Origin of the sequence: Clostridium sp. 16K-1-R1 (genome assembly GCF_023921145.1) — a bacterium.
Taxonomy (GTDB): Bacteria; Bacillota; Clostridia; order Clostridiales; family Clostridiaceae; genus Sarcina; species Sarcina perfringens.
This window is the reverse complement of sequence record NZ_CP046515.1, coordinates 1,967,480-1,986,376: the sequence shown is the minus strand read 5'-3', so window position 1 is coordinate 1,986,376 and position 18,897 is coordinate 1,967,480. Positions and strand designations below refer to the sequence as shown.

General features: G+C 27.2%; 15 protein-coding genes and 2 pseudogenes. 15 read left to right on the top strand and 2 right to left on the bottom strand.

Features of this window, described 5'->3' with window-relative positions; all coding sequences use genetic code 11:
- The first annotated feature begins 183 nt into the window (after positions 1 to 183).
- The 5 genes from GOM42_RS08655 to GOM42_RS08635 all read left to right on the top strand — a co-directional run bounded on the left by GOM42_RS08655 (position 184) and on the right by GOM42_RS08635 (position 6,250).
- On the top strand, positions 184 to 582 hold the full coding sequence (locus GOM42_RS08655; RefSeq protein WP_003455939.1) for a hypothetical protein: 399 nt from the start codon (positions 184 to 186) through the stop codon (positions 580 to 582).
- Positions 583 to 725: 143 nt separating this feature from the next.
- Positions 726 to 1,193 (top strand): PH domain-containing protein, encoded by a 468-nt coding sequence (locus GOM42_RS08650; RefSeq protein WP_110016189.1) that lies wholly within the window; start codon positions 726 to 728, stop codon positions 1,191 to 1,193.
- 9 nt (positions 1,194 to 1,202) lie between these two features.
- Positions 1,203 to 2,621, top strand: a complete 1,419-nt coding sequence (locus GOM42_RS08645; protein ID WP_003456035.1) for a PH domain-containing protein — start codon at positions 1,203 to 1,205, stop codon at positions 2,619 to 2,621.
- Between the two features lie 96 nt (positions 2,622 to 2,717).
- Positions 2,718 to 4,904: a DNA topoisomerase III gene (locus GOM42_RS08640; RefSeq protein WP_110016190.1), complete on the top strand. Its 2,187-nt coding sequence runs from the start codon at positions 2,718 to 2,720 to the stop codon at positions 4,902 to 4,904.
- Positions 4,905 to 5,287: 383 nt separating this feature from the next.
- Positions 5,288 to 6,250: a polysaccharide deacetylase family protein gene (locus GOM42_RS08635; RefSeq protein ID WP_011010478.1), complete on the top strand. Its 963-nt coding sequence runs from the start codon at positions 5,288 to 5,290 to the stop codon at positions 6,248 to 6,250.
- A gap of 50 nt (positions 6,251 to 6,300) precedes the next feature.
- Here the strand turns inward: GOM42_RS08635 and GOM42_RS08630 are convergent, their stop codons facing one another.
- Entirely contained in the window at positions 6,301 to 7,884 is a 1,584-nt protein-coding gene (locus tag GOM42_RS08630) for an ATP-binding cassette domain-containing protein (RefSeq protein WP_003456099.1), read from the bottom strand.
- A gap of 187 nt (positions 7,885 to 8,071) precedes the next feature.
- Here GOM42_RS08630 and uraA point away from each other — a divergent pair, with 187 nt between their 5' ends.
- The 8 genes from uraA to GOM42_RS08590 all read left to right on the top strand — a co-directional run bounded on the left by uraA (position 8,072) and on the right by GOM42_RS08590 (position 16,470).
- Positions 8,072 to 9,370, top strand: coding sequence for a uracil permease (gene uraA / locus GOM42_RS08625; RefSeq protein WP_087325652.1), 1,299 nt, complete (start codon positions 8,072 to 8,074; stop codon positions 9,368 to 9,370).
- 425 nt (positions 9,371 to 9,795) lie between these two features.
- Positions 9,796 to 10,809: a 3D domain-containing protein gene (locus tag GOM42_RS08620; RefSeq protein ID WP_003456055.1), complete on the top strand. Its 1,014-nt coding sequence runs from the start codon at positions 9,796 to 9,798 to the stop codon at positions 10,807 to 10,809.
- A gap of 223 nt (positions 10,810 to 11,032) precedes the next feature.
- Complete coding sequence (locus GOM42_RS08615; RefSeq protein WP_003455890.1) at positions 11,033 to 11,320, top strand: thiamine-binding protein; 288 nt, start codon at positions 11,033 to 11,035, stop codon at positions 11,318 to 11,320.
- Between the two features lie 96 nt (positions 11,321 to 11,416).
- The gene (locus GOM42_RS08610; RefSeq protein WP_110016191.1) at positions 11,417 to 12,430 is read left to right on the top strand and encodes an N-acetylmuramoyl-L-alanine amidase; all 1,014 of its coding nucleotides are present in this window, start codon (positions 11,417 to 11,419) and stop codon (positions 12,428 to 12,430) included.
- Positions 12,431 to 12,568: 138 nt separating this feature from the next.
- Complete coding sequence (locus GOM42_RS08605) at positions 12,569 to 13,279, top strand: LytTR family DNA-binding domain-containing protein (RefSeq protein ID WP_003449818.1); 711 nt, start codon at positions 12,569 to 12,571, stop codon at positions 13,277 to 13,279.
- On the top strand, positions 13,273 to 14,595 hold the full coding sequence (locus tag GOM42_RS08600) for an ATP-binding protein (RefSeq protein WP_110077165.1): 1,323 nt from the start codon (positions 13,273 to 13,275) through the stop codon (positions 14,593 to 14,595). Before GOM42_RS08605 ends, GOM42_RS08600 begins: the two co-directional genes overlap by 7 nt.
- Before the next feature lie 169 nt (positions 14,596 to 14,764).
- Complete coding sequence (locus GOM42_RS08595) at positions 14,765 to 15,643, top strand: ComEC/Rec2 family competence protein (RefSeq protein ID WP_087325655.1); 879 nt, start codon at positions 14,765 to 14,767, stop codon at positions 15,641 to 15,643.
- A 323-nt stretch (positions 15,644 to 15,966) separates the two neighbouring features.
- The gene (locus GOM42_RS08590; protein ID WP_110016193.1) at positions 15,967 to 16,470 is read left to right on the top strand and encodes a QueT transporter family protein; all 504 of its coding nucleotides are present in this window, start codon (positions 15,967 to 15,969) and stop codon (positions 16,468 to 16,470) included.
- Positions 16,471 to 16,681: 211 nt separating this feature from the next.
- On the opposite strand, the pseudogene GOM42_RS08585 reads toward GOM42_RS08590, so the two are convergent.
- A pseudogene (locus tag GOM42_RS08585) lies at positions 16,682 to 16,863 on the bottom strand (DUF711 family protein); the annotation flags it as partial.
- A 181-nt stretch (positions 16,864 to 17,044) separates the two neighbouring features.
- Here GOM42_RS08585 and GOM42_RS08580 point away from each other — a divergent pair.
- Both GOM42_RS08580 and GOM42_RS08575 read left to right on the top strand, forming a co-directional pair.
- A pseudogene (locus tag GOM42_RS08580) lies at positions 17,045 to 17,908 on the top strand (ATP-binding protein); the annotation flags it as partial.
- 454 nt (positions 17,909 to 18,362) lie between these two features.
- On the top strand, positions 18,363 to 18,854 hold the full coding sequence (locus tag GOM42_RS08575) for a DedA family protein (protein ID WP_003481611.1): 492 nt from the start codon (positions 18,363 to 18,365) through the stop codon (positions 18,852 to 18,854).
- The last annotated feature ends 43 nt before the right edge of the window (positions 18,855 to 18,897 follow it).

Genomic DNA, 18,897 nt, shown 5'->3' with positions numbered 1-18,897 from the left:
TAAGAGAACTTTAATAAAACTTACAAACAAGGTAAAGATTTAATCTTCCTAATAAGTTTGTAAGTTTTATTTAAAGCTATCTTGGTAAGCTCTCTTTTAAATTTTGTATTATTTTTAGGGTGGAATTTTAAAGTGGAATTAATCATAAGCTTTAGATAAGGAATATTATTTAGGGAGAAAAATATGCTTGATTTAAAAAGATGTGCAATAAAAATGGCTTCAAATATAAAGGTAGTAGATAGTAAAAGGGGAAAAGTTACATTAAAGAATGATTTAATATTAAGAGGATTAAGAAATAACTGTGAATATGAAGAGCTTATTAAAGAAGCAATAATGACAATGAAGGAAATAAATAAGGTTGAATTCTTTTATGAAAAATTAAATTTAGTAATTTCTTATGATTGCACAGTTACCTCTGAAAAGAAAGTGGTAATTTGGATAAAGTCAATAATAGAAATAATTCTTGATAATTATGAAGAATTAAAAAGTATTGTGGAAAAGAATAATAAAGAAGAATTGATAAATTTTATTTTACCTGAACTTAAAAAGGAAATTAATTTAAATAAATATAAGGTAAAGTAACTTTGAAAATATGGGAATATATAATGATTTAAATAAGTATTATAATGTGGTAAAATATTTAATACTAGGGAAAGTTTTAGTATGAGGAGGGTAGCCTATAAGAATGGTTTTCTTATAGGTTTTTTTTATTAAAGGAGGAGTTAATGAAATATAAATTAAGTAAATTATTTATTGTTAAATCTATTATTCTTAGATTTTTAATTTTTTCACTTTTATATTTAGGTTTAAGCTTAGGATTTTATAGATTAAAAAGTTTTATTAGCTTTAACCAATTAAATGGAATTATGGATAATACTTTATGGGTTTTACAATTATTAATTACAGTTATATTTATTATATCAGTATTAATATGTCCAATAATTAAGTATTTTACGTGGTCTTATTTTATATTTAGTGATTTTATTGAGATTAGATATGGAGTGTTATTTAAAAGATATATATGTATAAAAAGGAATAATATAAAATACATAAATGTATGCGAAAATCCAATAGATATGATTTTAAGAATAAAGAGCATAAATATTTATACTGCCGGAGGGAAAGTTAGTATTCCAGCAATTAATAAGGAGCAGGTAGAATTTTTCAATTATATAGTTAAGGAGAGAGTTTAGGGGTGAAAAATGAATTTTTATAAAAAAAATCATTGGTGTAAAATTTTTATAACCTTTTTTAAGCTTATGAAAAATACTTGGCCAGTAATAATATTTTTAGCTTTGAAATTCAATGATTATATTGTAGAAATAACCTCTATTTCTATAGGGTTAATTTTAATTTTTTCTGTGGTGAAATGGTTTAATACAAGTATTTTAATTGAAGAAAATTTTTTAATATACAGAGAAGGGGCTCTACTTAAGGAAGAAATGGTGATTCCCTTAAGGAGCATATCCTTAATAGAGCTTGAAAGAAATATAATCTATAGAATTTTTAAGCTTAGAAAGATAAAGATTGATAGTGTATATCCTTCTTCAAAGAAAAATGCAGAAATAATAATGGTATTAAAAAAGAAAGATTTAGAATCCCTTTATGGAAACTTAAGTTATAGGATGAGGAATTTAATACATGATGAAAGAGAAATAAATCAAACCTTAGTCTATAACATATCAGCTGTTCATTTGATTTTACTTTCAATGCTTAGAAACAACATATTATTAGGAATAGGGGTTTTATATTCAAGCATACATTTTATGAGCAAGATATACAAGGGATTAAATCAAGAGTTAATCAGTTTTTTCAAGAATGTTATTGAGGAAAATGTAATATCTAGAGATACAATATTAGCAATATTTTTATCAGCACTTTTTTTATTTAGTATTTTATTATTAATAGTATTGATATTTTCTGTCTTAGCAATATTATCTAAGTATTATAAGTTTACAATATATAGGAATAATAATTATTTAAAAGTTGAGTATGGCTTAATAACAAGAAGAAGTTATTCAATTCCAATGGAAAGCATACATGCAGTAAAAATAGAGCAAAATATTATAAATCAAATATTTAAGTTCTATACTATAAAATGCTGTGTAGTTGGATATGGAAATAGTATTAAGGAAGATGAACTTATATTTCCTTTATGTAATGAAAAGGGATATAGAGATATATTAAAAAATCTTATTCCAGAGTTTATATTTGAAGGGGAAGTGTACAGGCCAGAAAAGAAAGATTTAAGAAGATTTTTCACAATTCCAATACAAGTTGCGCTATATTCTAGTATAGGATTTTTTTTATTAACTAATGAGATATGGCCTCTTTTAATAAGCGTGCCTGTAGTTATTATTGAGAGAACTTTGCTATATAAAAATACTAAAATAGGTTTTGGAAAGGATTTATATTATGTTAGCTATAAATCTCTTAATAGAAGACAAATTTTTATAAAAAGATCTAGTATGGAAGAAATAAGAGTAACATCAAATCCACTTCAAATAAGAAAAAAGCTTGGTAATTTTAAGCTGAGATTTTATTCCCAAAAGAAACTTGATTGGATTAAATTAAAAAACTTAAAATTAGAGATTTATGATGAACTAAAGAAATGGGCCTAATAAAAATATAGGATTTTATTTGTTAAGTAAATATATTTAAGGTAGTATATTATTAGAGATATTACATATATGTAGTATCATGAAAGGATGATTTTATTGAAGAAATTAGTACTAGCAGAAAAACCTAGTGTAGGTAGAGAAATTGCCAAGGTTTTAAAATGCAATAATAATAAAGGAAGTTATATTGAAGGAAAGGATTATGTAATAACTTGGGCTTTAGGCCATTTAGTAGAATTACAATCTCCAGAAGATTATGATAACAAGCTTAAAACATGGTCTATGGAAACTCTTCCAATGCTTCCTAAGCACATGAAACTTAAGGTTATTAAAAAAGCCACTAAGCAATTTTATGAAGTTAAAAAGCAAATGGAAAGAAAAGATATAGATGAAATAATAATAGCCACAGATGCTGGAAGAGAAGGGGAGCTCGTAGCACGTTGGATAATAGAAAAAGCCCATGTTAAAAAGCCTATAAAGAGACTTTGGATATCCTCTCAAACAGATAAAGCTATCTTAGATGGATTTAAAAATCTTAAACCAGGAGAAAATTACAATAACTTATATAAGGCTGCTCAGTGTAGAGCTGAGGCTGACTGGTTAGTTGGTTTAAATGTTACTAGGGCCTTAACTTGTAAATATAATGCTCAGCTTTCAGCAGGAAGGGTTCAATCACCTACCTTAGCAATGATAGTTCAAAGAGAAGAGGATATTAAAAACTTTAAACCAAAAGAGTATAGTACTATTTTAATAGAAACAGATAAATGTAATTTTACATGGATAAATAAGGATAATAATTCAAGAATATTTAAAAATGATTTCAAAGAAAAAGTTGTTTCTAATTTAAATGAGAAGAAAAGTGGAAAAATAGTCAATATAAATGAAAGTAATAAAAAGAAATTTTCTCCTCAATTATATGATTTAACTGAGCTTCAAAGAGATTGTAATAAAATTTTTGGATATTCAGCAAAACAGACCCTTCATATAATGCAAAGATTATATGAAAATCATAAACTTCTTACATATCCAAGAACTGATTCAAGATATATTTCAAAGGACATAGTTTCTACTATTCCAGATAGATTAAAAGCTGTAGCTACAGGAGAATTTAGAACTATAGCAAATGATTTATTAAAAAATCCTATAAAAGCAAACAAAAGTTTTGTAGATGACAATAAGGTTTCTGATCACCATGCTATAATTCCAACGGAGGAAAAAGGAAACCTAGCTAATTTAAGTTCTGATGAGAGAAGAGTTTATGAGCTTGTAGTTAAGAGATTTTTAAGCGTATTAATGCCTCCATTTGAATATATTCAAACAACTTTAACTGGTGAAGTTAATGGAGAAAAATTAATTGCAAAGGGAAAAGTAGTTAAAGCTAAAGGATGGAAAAAGATTTATGATAGGGAAGTTGATGATGAGGGAGAAGAGGATATAAAAGAACAAGAACTTCCTAAATTAAAAGAGGGAGATGAATTTAAAGTTCTTAAGGTTAATGTTAAAAAGGGAGAAACAAAGCCACCAGCAAGATTTAATGAGGGAACTTTATTATCTGCTATGGAAAATCCTCAAAAATTTATATCAGTAGATAAATCTTCAGCAAAGACTTTAGGAGAAACTGGAGGACTTGGTACTGTTGCAACTAGAGCAGATATTATAGAAAAATTATTTAATTCCTTTGTAATAGAAAAGAGAGGAAAGGAAATAATTCCAACTTCTAAGGGAAAACAACTTATAGATTTAGTACCAAAGGATTTAAAGTCACCACTTTTAACAGCTAATTGGGAAGAGATGTTAGAGAGAATAAGTAAAGGAAAAGGTGATTCTAAGAAATTTATAAAAGATATAAGAAACTATACTGTTGCTTTAGTTGAGGATGTTAAGCTTGGAGAAAGTAAATTCCATCATGATAACTTAACAGGGAAAAAATGTCCTCAGTGTGGTAAGTATATGCTTGAGGTAAAAGGCAAAAATGGAACAATGAATGTTTGCCAAGATAGAGAGTGTGGATATAGAGAGAATATATCTAGAATAACTAATGCTAGATGTCCTGAATGTAAGAAAAAGCTAGAGCTTAGGGGACATGGAGAAGGTAAAATATATGTTTGCCCAGGAGCAAATTGTAACTTTAGAGAAAAAGAATCTCAATTTAAAAAGAGATTTGAGAAAAATAACAAAACAAATAAAAGAGAAGTAAATAAAATAATGCAAAAGATGAAAAAAGAAGCAAATGAAGATGTAAATAATCCTTTTGCTGATCTTTTAAGTGGTCTTAAATTTGACTAATTAAATTTTAAAAACCATATCAAATCTACCTAATAAAATTTATAAAATCTTATAAAAATATATTTATTTAAGAGACATAAGTTTTATTTTAGGGCTTCATATACTTCTTTATTCTATATAAAATTTGAAATTTACTTAACTCTATTCATTTAATAACTTATTTACATTAAATAAGCAAAAAAGGATAGAGTTACTTTTTTATAAAATAATATAAATTTTTCTTTTGAGTATACTATTTGTATAGAGAAATATGTTATTTAAAAACTTAATATTAACATTAAAAAAAGTACATAAAATAAAACTATTCTGTAATAAAAAACTTACCATTTCAAAAGTGAAATTTTTATATAATAAAATAAATTAAGTTGTGTTTTGGAGGTATTATGAGTAAGGAGACTTTGAGCAAAAGAAAAAAGAAGAATTTAGAGAAAAAATATATACGAAGAAGAATTGGGGTAGTATTAATTGCTATAGTTGCTTTAGTCTTTTTAGGGACAAGAATTGCTTTAAATCATAAAGTAGAAGTAGCTAAGGGCAATACAGGTGATGAAGGTGAAAATAAAGAATTAGTAATGGAAGAAGCTACAGTTGAGCTTCCACAATATAAATCAACAGATATTGTTCCAGGTAGAAATGTTACTTTTGATGGTAAAAATTATGCTGTTAATGTAAAGGATGTAAGTAAAATGGTAGAAGGTTCTTATGAAGGAAATGAAAAATATGTTTTTCTTACCTTTGATGATGGACCAAGTCCACTTACAGAACAAGTTTTAGATATATTAAAAAATGAAAATGTAAAGGGGACTTTTTTTATGTTAGGTTCTAGATTAGACTCTGGACAAGCGCCTAAGGAGAGTTTAAAAAGAGCCATAGAAGAGGGAAATGCTATAGCCAATCACAGTTATAGTCATAATTTTAAAAAGCTTTATCCAGGAAATATAACAGATGTTAATTATTTTATGGATGAATTTAGAAAAACAAATGATATAATGAGGGATGTTCTTGGTGTTGAGTTTGATACAAATGTTTTAAGAATGCCAGGAGGCTATAATAGTAGAGTATATTATAAGGATAGAAATTTAGAAGAGTTAGATAATAATTTAGAGAGTAATAAAATAGTAAGTATAGATTGGAATGCTCTAAATGGTGATGCAGAAGGAAAACCTTATACCTTAAATGAAATGATTGATTATGTAAAAAGAACATCAAGGGGAAAAAATCAAGTGGTTTTACTTATGCATGATACCTTTGGAAAAGAAAAGACAGTAAAAGTATTACCTGAAATAATAAAATATTATAAAGAAGAAGGGTATGAGTTTAAAACCATAAGTGATGCTAATGTATAAAATGAAGAGAGCGTGTATTGAAATAAAAATTTCAACACACGCTCTTTTTATTACTTAGTTTCTAAATATTCATCATATGTGCAAACTTTATCAAATTTAATTCCTTCTGGAGTTAATTCTATGATTCTGTTTGCTATAGTTTCAACAAATTGGTGGTCGTGACAAGCAAATAATAATACGCTCTTATAATCTGCTAAACCATTGTTTACTGCTGTTATTGATTCTAAGTCTAAGTGGTTAGTTGGTTGGTCTAAAGTTAAAACGTTAGCTGAGCTAAGCATTAATTTAGAAAGCATACATCTAACCTTTTCTCCTCCTGATAATACAGAAGCTTGTTTAAGAGCTTCTTCACCTGAGAATAACATTCTTCCTAAGAATCCTCTTAAGTAAGATTCAGATTTTTCATCAGAGAATTGTCTAAGCCAATCAACTAAGTTTAATTCGCAATTCTCAAAGAATTCAGTATTATCTTTAGGGAAGTAAGCATTAGTTATAGTTACGCCCCACTTATAATCTCCTGAATCTGGTTCCATTTCTCCATTTATTATTTTAAATAAAGTAGTTATTGATCTTTCATTTCCAACAAAGGCAATCTTATCATCTTTGTTAACTCTGAAACTTACATTGTCTAGAAGTTTAACTCCATCAACAGTTTTTGATATTCCATTAACCTCTAGAATGTCGTTTCCAACTTCTCTTTCAGGCTTAAATCCAACGAAAGGATATTTTCTGCTTGAAGGTTGAATATCATCTAAAGTAATCTTATCTAATAACTTCTTACGAGAAGTAGCTTGCTTAGATTTAGAAGCATTAGCACTGAATCTAGCAATGAAGTTTTGAAGTTCTTTAATTTTTTCTTCTTTTTTCTTGTTTTGGTCTTTAGCCATTTGAAGTGCAAGTTGACTTGATTCATACCAGAAATCATAGTTACCAACGTATAATTTGATTTTTCCAAAGTCAACATCACATATTTGTGTACAAACCATGTTTAAGAAATGTCTATCATGGGATACAACTATAACTGTACCTTCAAAGTTTCCTAAGAAGTTTTCAAGCCAAGTGATAGCTTTTATGTCTAAGTGGTTTGTAGGCTCGTCAAGGATAAGTACATCTGGCTTACCAAATAAGGCTTGAGCTAAAAGAACTTTAACCTTCTCATCACCTTTAAGGTCTCTAACATGGCTATAGTGAAGCTCAGTACCTATTCCTAAGCCTTGAAGTAATGAAGAAGCTTCTGATTCTGCTTCCCATCCATCTAAATCTGCAAATTCTGCTTCAAGTTCAGCAGCTTTTATTCCATCTTCATCAGAAAAATCAGGCTTTGCATATAAAGCATCTTTTTCTTCCATTATTTCAAATAATCTTGGATTTCCCATTATAACTGTTTTTAAAACTTCACAATCATCATATTGATAATGATCCTGTTTTAAAACAGAAACTCTAGTTTTAGCAGGAATTGAAACTTCTCCTGTATTAGGTTCTATTTCACCAGCTAATATTTTTAAAAATGTAGATTTACCAGCACCATTTGCGCCAATAACCCCATAGCAATTTCCAGGAGTAAACTTTAAGTTAACATCTTCAAAAAGTTTTCTTCCACCAAATCTTAAGCTTACATTATTTACTGTAATCATTAAGTTCTGTCCTTTCTTCTTTAAATTTTAATAATTTGTTAATGCAAAAAAACTATTTTTATGCACATGAATACTTATTATAACATAAAATGCGACAAAAAAATATTGAATTATTATGAACGGTATGCTATATTTTATATAAACTTTTAATTTAGACCTGAGAGTCTAGAAAAGGGAGGATAATAATATGGCAGAATCTGTACAAAATAAAGAGGTAGAACTACTAGAAGTCATAGGAGTAGAGGACAAGTTACCTCTAAAAAAAGCAATTCCTTTAAGTGTCCAACATTTATTTGCAATGTTTGGATCATCAGTCTTAGTACCAATTCTTTTAAATATTGATCCAGCAACGGTCTTATTCTTTAATGGAATAGGAACTTTATTATATGCTTTCATAACAAAAAGAAAAATTCCAGCATATTTAGGATCAAGTTTTGCATTTATATCACCAGTATTACTTTTAATGGGAGAGGGATATTCCTTCACTGAAGTACAAAGTGGATTTGTAGTATCAGGATTATTGTTTGCTACCATAGCAATCATTGTGGGTTTTGTAGGAACAGGATGGATTAGAAAATTATTTCCACCAGCTTCTATGGGAGCTATAGTAACAATAATAGGATTAGAGTTAGCACCAACAGCAGCAGATATGGCTGGTTTCCCAGTAGGCTTATCAAATTCTAAGGTTTTAAATCCAACATGGGTATTAGTTTCAATGATTACAATAATAACTGTAATTTTAGCTTCAGTATTATTAAGAGGATTTTTAAAGGTAATACCTATATTAATAGGTATATTTACTGGATATTTAGTTAGTTGTTTTTTAGGACTAGTAGATTTTACACAAGTAAAAGAGGCAAGCCTCTTTGTATTGCCACAAATACATATAGCTAAACCAAGTTTAAATGCAATTTTAACAATTTTACCTGCAACCTTTGTAGTAGTTGCAGAGCATGTTGGCCATTTAGTAGTAACAAGTAGCATAGTTGGAAAAGATTTATCTAAAGATCCTGGACTTAATAGATCACTTTTAGGAGATGGTTTATCAACTATGATATCTGGATTTTTTGGATCAGTTCCTACTACAACTTATGGTGAAAATATCGGAGTAATGGCATTAACAAAGGTTTATAGTTCCTACGTAATTTGTGGAGCTGGGGTTTTATCTGTAATCTTAGGATTTTCAGGAAGCTTATCAGCTTTAATAAGAAGCATACCAACACCGGTAATAGGGGGAGTTAGTTTGCTTTTATTTGGTACTATAGCTACCTCAGGATTAAGAACTTTCATAGAAGAGAAAGTTGATTATTCAAAATCAAAAAACTTAATATTAACATCAGTTACAATGATAGTTGGTTTAAGTAATATAGCAGTAAGATTTGGTGCAATAGAAATTAAAGGAATGGGACTTGCTACTATAGTTGCTATGATTTTAAGTATATCATTTATGATATTTGATAAATTAGGTTTAATGAATGAAAAATAAATATTAATTAAAAAGCTAGATTCTATTAAGAGATTTAAATGAAAGATAAAGTATTAAATTTTTATGAAAGTTTCTTTGGATTTTAATAGAATTTAGCTTATTTTTTTCTAAAAAAGCCTTTAAAATCATCCTGTTAAATTGTCTGAATTTTTAATTAATAGCATAAAACTATGCATTATTTGAAGGAAGAAGAAGTATAGTAGAGCATTTATGGACATAAATAAGGTTTTTGCAGCCTATATCTAAGAATTTATAGAAATAGTAAGAATATGAGTAAAATAGCTTGTTTGATTAATAATTACAAATAGGTTACAATAAGTAATGTATTTTACTTAAAAAGTGTAAAATCCCTTCTGACATACAGAAAAGCGTATAACTTTCGCATGGAAGCGTAAAACTTTTACTTGCCAGAAGGAGGAGATAATATGGTAAATATTAAAAAGTTGTTTTCAAAGGAAAATAGAAATAAAACTTTAGCCTTAGGACTGACGGGGTTAGTTCTAGTTGGAGGAATAGTAGTATTTTCAATGAGAAAAACTCTTAACGTAGTAGTTAATGGAGAGAGAACGGAGATTGTTACCTATAAAGGTACAGTACAAGGGGCTTTACACGATAATGGAATAACATTAGCACCTAAAGACAAAGTAACACCTTCATTAGAAAGTAAAATATCAAAAAATGAAACAATCACTATAAACAAGGCCGTTAATGTAAAAGTAAAAACAGAAGATGGCGAAAAAGAGATTGTTAGTGCGGAAGATAATGTAGAGAATATGTTAAAATCAGAAGGAATATCTTTTGATGATGATGATAAGATACTACCAGACAAAAAAGAAAGTTTAAAAGATGGAATGAACGTTGAAGTGGTAAAGGTTGATGTAAAAAAAGTTACAGAAGTTCATCCTATAGAGTTTACAACAGAGGTTAAAAAGGATGAAAGTAAACCACAAACGTATACTGAAGTATTAAATGATGGACAAGATGGAGAGAAAAAAGTAACTCGTGAACTTGTTTATGAAAATGGAAAAGAAGTAAGTAATAACGTTATACAGGAACTAGTTGTAAAAGAGCCTGTTAATAAGGAAGTTGTTAAAGGTACAAAGGAAACTCAAACTTTAAGTAGAGGTGGAGAAAGTATAAACTTTAAGAAAAAACTTAGTGTTAAATCCACAGCTTATAATCATCCATTAGGTTCTGCAGAAGCATATACTGCATCAGGAATGCATGTTTTAAGAGATCCAAATGGATATAGTACAATAGCAGTTGACCCGAGTGTAATTCCTTTAGGAACAAAATTATATGTTGAAGGATATGGATATGCTATTGCAGCTGATACAGGTGGTGCTATAAAAGGAAACAGGGTAGATCTTTTCTTTAACACAGAGGCAGAAGCATCTAACTGGGGCGTTAGAAACTTAGACGTTTATATATTAAATTAACTACGATGAAAGGACAGGCTTTAGGCCTGTCTTTTTATTTTAAATTTTTATTGAAGTAAATTTTATATGCATATAAAATTTGAATTAAGATGGATTTAAAATATTAAATTGAATATTTATCTATATATTACTTATGATAAAATGAAATTATAAGCTTTAAAATAATAGTATTTTTATGTTTAAGGAATAAATTATAAATATTTTAAGATTAGGAGTGAAGAATATGGATACTTGTAATGTTAGTTTACAAATACTTCCCTCAGTAGAGGATTCAAGGCTTTATGAAGTTGTTGATAAGGTTATTGAATATATAGAATCAACAGGAGTAAAGTTTGAGGTTGGTCCTATGGAAACTACCATGGAAGGAAAAATTGATGATTTGCTAGAAATTGTGAAAAAATCTCAAGAAATATGCATAGAAGAAGGTGCTGGAAGAGTTATATCAATAGTTAAAATTGATTATAAAAAAGGCGGAGTAACCATGGATGAAAAGGTTGGAAAATATAGATAATATAAAGATTAAATAAATTTTATAATTAAACAACTTAATTTACCTCTTGAAAATATTTATATAGTGAAAGATAAATATTTTTAGGAGGTATTTTATATGAAGATAGCAGTAAGGGGTGGACATAATTTTAAGGCAAAGGGAGCTTTGGGGATAATAGATGAAACTATTGAGAATAGAAAGGTTTATAAGGCTTTAATAAAATATTTAAATATAGCTGGTCATAATGTTATAGATGTAACTCCAGGAGAGTGTGATATTAATACTGATTTATATTTAGGAGTTCAAAAGGCCAAAGAGAATAATTCTGAATTATTTTTATCAATACACTTTGATAAAGCTTATGATAAATATGAAGGGCCTTTAGGTACTGGAACTTGGATTTATGGCAGAGGAGGAAAAGCAGAGATATACGCTAAGAGAATAGTAGATAATCTTTCTAAGGGAACTGGACTTAAGAATAGAGGTGTTAAGGAGAATTCTAAACTATATGAATTAAGAAAAACATCAATGCCAGCAGTTTTGGTAGAAGTTTGTTTTTGTGAAGCAACTGAGGATGTTAGGATATACAAAGAAAAAGGTCCAGATCTTATAGGAAAGTTAATTGCTGAAGCTATAAATGAAAAGGAAATAGAAGAAAATATAAAACCTGAAGGTCAAGAGGATTCTTTAAAAGAGAAATTTTTGAAATCAACTAATGCAAAAGCTACAGCTAATTTAGACCCTAGAGACAATCCAAGTAGCATATATAAAGATTTAGGAGAGATATATAAAGGTGAGAGAATAAGAGTTTTACCAGAGATATGTGACAAGAAGGATTATTTGCCTATAATTTATTGGAAAGATACAACTAATATAGAATCTCAAAAGGTATGGGTTAGTGCAAAGCAGAATTATTTAAAAATAGATACTAATGCTACTGTTATAAATGTGGTTACAGAATTAGATGCTAGGTATATAAAGTCTCAAAGATTAAGTAAGATGGGCTATGTGAAAAATGGTGAAAGACTTTATGTTCATAAAATAGAAAGTGGATATGCACTAGGAACTTATTTTGCAAGTAATGGCTATAAGACAGCTTGGTTTACAGCAAAATATATAAGTTTAGATTGATTTTTATAAGACCTGGTTTTCTAGGTCTTGTTTAATTACATTTTAAGATTTCAAATTTGTTTTATAAACTTAAGCAATATAGAATAAAATATGATAAAATTACATAAGAAATATAAGTTGAAAAGGAGATTATTAGACATGTTTAGTATTGCCTTATGTGAAGATAATTCCTTGCAAAGAGAAGAATTAAAAAATAATTTAAGTAAAGTTTTAGATGAAATAGGAGTAGAGTATAAACTTTTAACCTTTGAGACAGGAGAGGATCTATTAAGGGAATATCCAGAAAATTTGGACATGCTTTTTTTAGATATTCAAATGGGTGAGTTAACAGGAATGGAGACTGCTAGAAAGGTTAGAAAGTATGATGATAAAGTTGAAATTATATTTATAACTGCTTTATGGGATTATATTCAAAAAGGTTATGAAGTTCGTGCTTTTAGATATTTAATAAAGCCAGTTAAATTTAAGGAGCTACAAGAGCAGGTTACAGCTTGTGTAGAAAATATTTTACATAAAAGATATACATACATAACAATAAAAGATAAAAATAATGTTTTAAAGATTAGAACAGAAGATATACTTTTTCTTGAGACTTTTGAGAGAAAGGTAATAATACATACTAATTCTCAAGATTACATAGTAAAGATGAGTATGAATAAACTAGAAAAGGAGCTTAATAATAAGGGCTTTTTTAGATGTCATACTAGTTATATTGTAAATTTAATAAAGATAGAAGAGATTAAAAAGGATTATCTTTTAATAAATAAATTTACTTTACCTGTAAGTAAGCATAGAATGAAAAATTTAAAATTAAGGTTAACTAGCCTTTTAGGGGATTTAATATGTTAATGAATCAAATGTTTTGGGACTTCATGGAGAATGCTTCCATGATTATAGAATGGGTAAGTTTTTATTTGATTATAAGTCAATTTAGCCCTAAGAAAAGAAAAAATAAACAAGAAGTTTATTCCTTCATTGTAATAATAATTTTTTCTATCTTATTAAAAGTTCTAAATGTATATCCAAATGAAAGAATAGTAATATGTTTTTTTATAGGTTTAATATATTATAAATTTAATTTTAGAGTAAACAATATAAAATGTATTATGATCTCATTAATATTTTGGTTATTTATGCTTACAGTAGAAGCTCTATCTATTTCTTTTATAGTAAAAATAAATAGTTTAGTTAATGTATCAGATCTTTTAGGTAAAAATATCTATAGGATGGAAACTATGATATTATCAAAGGTTATTTTAATATCTTTAATAATGGTTGTTAGATGTTTAAAGTTTCGTGTAGATATTGGAAAGGAAGATTTTATTTATATTCTTACTCCTATAGCTACTAATATAATTATTATTTTAGTTATATTTGGATATGCCTTTAAGGGGGGACGAGAGGGCTTTGGAGATAATGTATCCATATTCTTTGTTTCAATATTATTGTTATTATCTAATATGTCCTTAATGTTTATTGTTAGTAAAATAATAAAAAATAACAAATTAAAATTAGAAAATGAATTTATAAAGGACAAGTTAGAAGTGGAATATAAATATTATTCTAATTTAAAAGATAATCAAGAAAAAGTAAAGAGACTTTATCATGATATTAAAAATCACATAGCCTGTATTGAAGGAAATAACAAAGAAACAGGTATAAGAAAAAAATATATAGATAGTCTTAATTCAGAAATAGACAAGCTAAACTTAGGATTTAATACTGGAAATGAAGTGTTAGATGTAATATTAAATAATAAGAGAGAAAAATGTGTAGAAAACAATATTTCTTTAAAGGTTTTTATAGATTTTTCAAAGGTTAATTTTATTGAGTACTTTGATATATGTACAATTTTCTCTAATTGCATTGATAATGCAATTGAAGCTTGTAAAAAGATTAAATATAATAATAGATACATAAGTTTAAAAGGTAATTGTGTAAATAATTTTTATGTTATTAAAATCGAGAATTCTAAAACAAATAAAATAAAAAAGTTAAATGGAGATTTTTTAACTGATAAAAAAGATAAGTTTTTACATGGTATTGGTCTTAAAAATATAAGACTAGCTTTAGAAAAATATAATGGAGAAATAATTATAGAACCTTTAGATGACAAATTCATATTAAAAATGCTCATTCCTATAAATCAAGAAAAAGAAGCCTAGATAAAAAATCTATGCTTCTTTTTGTTATTTATATATTTGTTGACTATATTTATAATTATATTATATTTATATTAATTTTAGAAGGGGTATATTTCCTATAAAAATATTTTAAATTACAAAAAAATTAAAAATGTGTTAATATTATAAAAAAAGGATTCTTGGAGGAAAAATGTTTAAAAAAATATTAGCAATAATAAGTACAGTTACAGTTTTAAGCTTTGCAGGATGTGGAGCTCAGAAAAATAATAATATTAGTAAGAGTTCTGCAGAGAGTGAATATAGTGGACTGAGTGTTACATATTTAAATGTTGGACAAGGTGATAGTGAGTTAATTCAGGTAAATGGAATTAATATGTTAATTGATGCAGGAACTAATGCAGGAGCTAATGACTTAGTTAAAGATTTAAAAAATAGAGGCATAAAAACTATAGATATAGCCATAGCAACTCATCCTCATGAAGATCATATAGGGGGAATGGATGAAGTTTTAGAAAACTTTGATGTTAAATCTTTTTATGCGCCTAAGGTAGCACATACAACAAAAACTTATGAAAATATGTTAAAGGCAGTAAAAAATGAGGGATTAAAAATAAAGCAGATAAAAGAAGGAACAAAGATTGATTTAGGAAAGGATACAGAGGTTCAGGTTTATTCACCAGTTAAATCTCAGTATGAAGAACTAAATAACTATTCACCAGTAATGAAAATATCCTATGGACAAAATTCCTTTATGTTTACTGGAGATGCAGAAAGCTTAGTAGAAAAAGAAATTTTAAATGAAAATAAGGACTTAAAGGCTGATGTGCTTAAGTTAGGACACCATGGATCGCACTCATCAACTAGTGAGGAGTTTTTAAAAGCTGTTGATCCAAGCATAGCCATAGTTTCTTGCGCTAAAGATAATAAATATGGTCATCCTCATAAAGAGACTATGAGCAATCTTAAAAAAGCTGGCATAACAGTTTATGAAACTTTCAGAGATGGTGACATAACAATAAGTTCTAATGGTAAAAAGTTAGATGTAAAATTACATAGCGAAAATAAATAATAAAAGCTAAATTATAAAATCTTACATTGATTTTTAAGAATATATATTATATAATGACTAGGAAAAATAATATATAGACAGTTCGAAAGCCTCCTGTCTTTAAATAAAACTACGGTGTTTTAAGTATCATTATATAATTTTTTATATAAGATTTATTTTGTGTGCTTTTAACCGTAGAATTTTCTACGGTTTTTTATTTGCAATTATTTTTAGCTTTAAATATATTGTTTTAAATTTAAAATAATATATTTAAGGTTTATTTACCTTCCTTAAAACATCTTAGTTAGGAGTCTTTTAGAATTTGTATGTTTTAAGGAGGAAATATGACAGATAAAAATATAAAAAGAATAGTTATATCAGCACTTATTGCGGCTTTATATGCAACCTTAACAATAGCTTTAGCACCTATAAGTTATTTAGGGGCACAATTTAGAATATCAGAAATTATGGTTCTTTTAGCCTTTTATAAAAAAGATTATATAGTAGGATTGACCCTAGGATGTTTCATAGCAAATATATTAGGGCCAAATGGTACTATTGATATTGTTTTAGGAACCTTTGCAACCTTTATAAGTGTTTGGGGAATTTATTTAACTGGTAAATATATAAAAGGAAAGAAAGCTATATGGATTGCTTCAATTTGGCCAACAATATTTAATGGTATTATAATAGGTTGGATGCTTAATTATGTTTATGGACTACCTTTAGTTTTATCAATGGGACAGGTTGCCTTAGGTGAGTTTGTTATAATAACAGTAATAGGAGTTCCTGTATTTAATTTTATAAATAAAAAATATTTTGGTAAATTAAATATTATAATAAGATAATTTTATTAATATAGAAATAAACTATTTTATAAAAATTAATAATAAACCTTACAAATTATCTCAAGGAATAACTAGATAAGTTTTAGGATTTAAATTCTTAATAAAACCTAGTAATTCTTAAAGGAGTTTGTAAGGTTTATTTAAATTTAGTTTGTTTTTATAAGCTTATTTATAAATTTTAATTTATAAATGATTAAGTAGAATATCTTTATTAATTTTTTAAAGAGTGAACAGGAGCTGGAATTCTTCCACCTCTAGAGATAAAGTCATCACAATTACCAGGTGAAACTCTCATAATAGGAGCAGAGCCTAAAAGTCAACCATATCTCCTAGATGTTTGTTAGATACTGGAATTATTTTAACAGCTGTAGTTTTATTATTTATCATACCTATATAAAAACTTATTTATAAACAATTATACATCAAATAATACTTAGTTTGTTTAATTTTGGATGAGTTTTTAAATAAATTTAGTTAAATAGGAAGGGGATTTAATTAAGTACCATTTTATAAAGACAAAAAGAGATAAAATTGTTATAATAACAAAAGAGTTTTATATAGTGAGGTGATTAAAATGAGTGGTGTAGCAGGAGAAGGATGCGAGATTTTAGTACCATTTAATGAGAGAAGACCTTTAGCTGAGATAGAGAGAAGTTTAGTTAAAACATATAGAAAACAAGTTTGGTCAAAATTTATAAAAGCTATAAAGGATTATAAATTAGTAGAAGAAGGGGATAAGATAGCTATTGCTATTTCAGGAGGAAAAGATTCTTTAATAATGGCAAAGCTTTTTCAAGAGTTAAAAAAACATGGTCAAATAAACTTTGAACTTGTATTTTTAGCTATGGATCCAGGATATCATCCTCAAATCAGAGAGTTACTTGAGGATAATTGCAAATATTTAGATATACCAGTACATATTTATGATTCAGGAATATTCCAAGTTGTAGACAAAATAGCTAAGGATTATCCATGTTATATGTGTGCAAGAATGAGAAGAGGATCATTATATGGTAAGGCAAAGGAACTTGGATGTAATAAGTTAGCTTTAGGACATCACTTTAATGATGTTATAGAAACAACAATGCTTAATGTTTTATATGCAGGTAACTTTAAAACCATGTTACCAAAATTAAAAGCTGCTAATTTTGATGGAATAGAGCTTATAAGACCTCTATATTATATAGAAGAAAAATATATAAAAAGATGGATTCAAAGAGCTGGAATATGGCCATTAAACTGTGCATGTATGGTAGCTGCTAAAAAAATAGGTAATAAGCGTTTTGAAATTAAAGATATGATTGAAGAGTTTAAAGAAAAGTTTGATGGAGTAGATAAATCAATATTTAGAGCAGCACAAAATGTAAGTGTAGATTCTATTTTAGGATGGGATATTGATGGAGAACATTATTCTTATTTAGATTTTTATGATGAAGAATCCTTATTAAATTCAACGGCTGAGTTAAAGCAAAAAGGATTAGTAAATGAAGCTGTTGCCTATGAAAGACAAAACATAGCTAGAAATCTTATAGGACTATTAGATGATGAAGTAATAGCTGAGAAAACAGGATTATCTTTAAAAGAAATAAAAAGTATGCAAATAGATAATTAAAAAATGGGATGTATTAAGACAAAAAGATAAAACTTATAAATGAGTTTTTACAATTATTAAATTTATAATTGTAAAATTATAATAGGTTAATATTATAAAGCTACTTTAGATAATATATTTATAATATTTATAAGTTTTATAGTAGATTTTGTCTTTATACACCCTTTTTATTTTGTATTTACTAAATAGGAATAATAAGGATTAAAAGTGGTTATATGTTATAATATTATATATTGACTTGGTAATATTAATTAAGGAAAGAATGGTGGTATTTATGACCATGCAAGATATTTTGTATTATATACATACATATGGGTTAATTGTATTATTTTTAATAGTTGTAGGTGAATATTGCGTACCTGCAATGCCTACAGGTATAGTAATGCCAGCGGCTGGCATAATTGCAGGACAAGCTCATAAGGGAATAATAAAAGTAATGCTAATATCCTTAATTGCAGGTCTAGTAGGAAGTATAATATTATATTTGTTAGGTTATTTTGTAGGATCAACACTTTTAGAAAAGATTAAAATTAAACATCCTAAAATAGAAGATAAGCTTGAAAAAACAGAAAAAATACTAGAAAAGCATAGTTTTTTAGGGATATTCATATGTAGATTAATACCTATTATTAGAACCTATGTATCCTTAATATGTGGCACTGTAAAGGTTAATTTTTTTAAGTTTATTATTTTTTCTATACCAGGTATATTTTGCTGGAACTTTACAGGAATTGTAGTTGGATATTTCTTTGGAGGAAAGATAAGATTTTAGTTTGTGATTTTGATTTTGTGTATTGAATTTTATTTAGATTTTA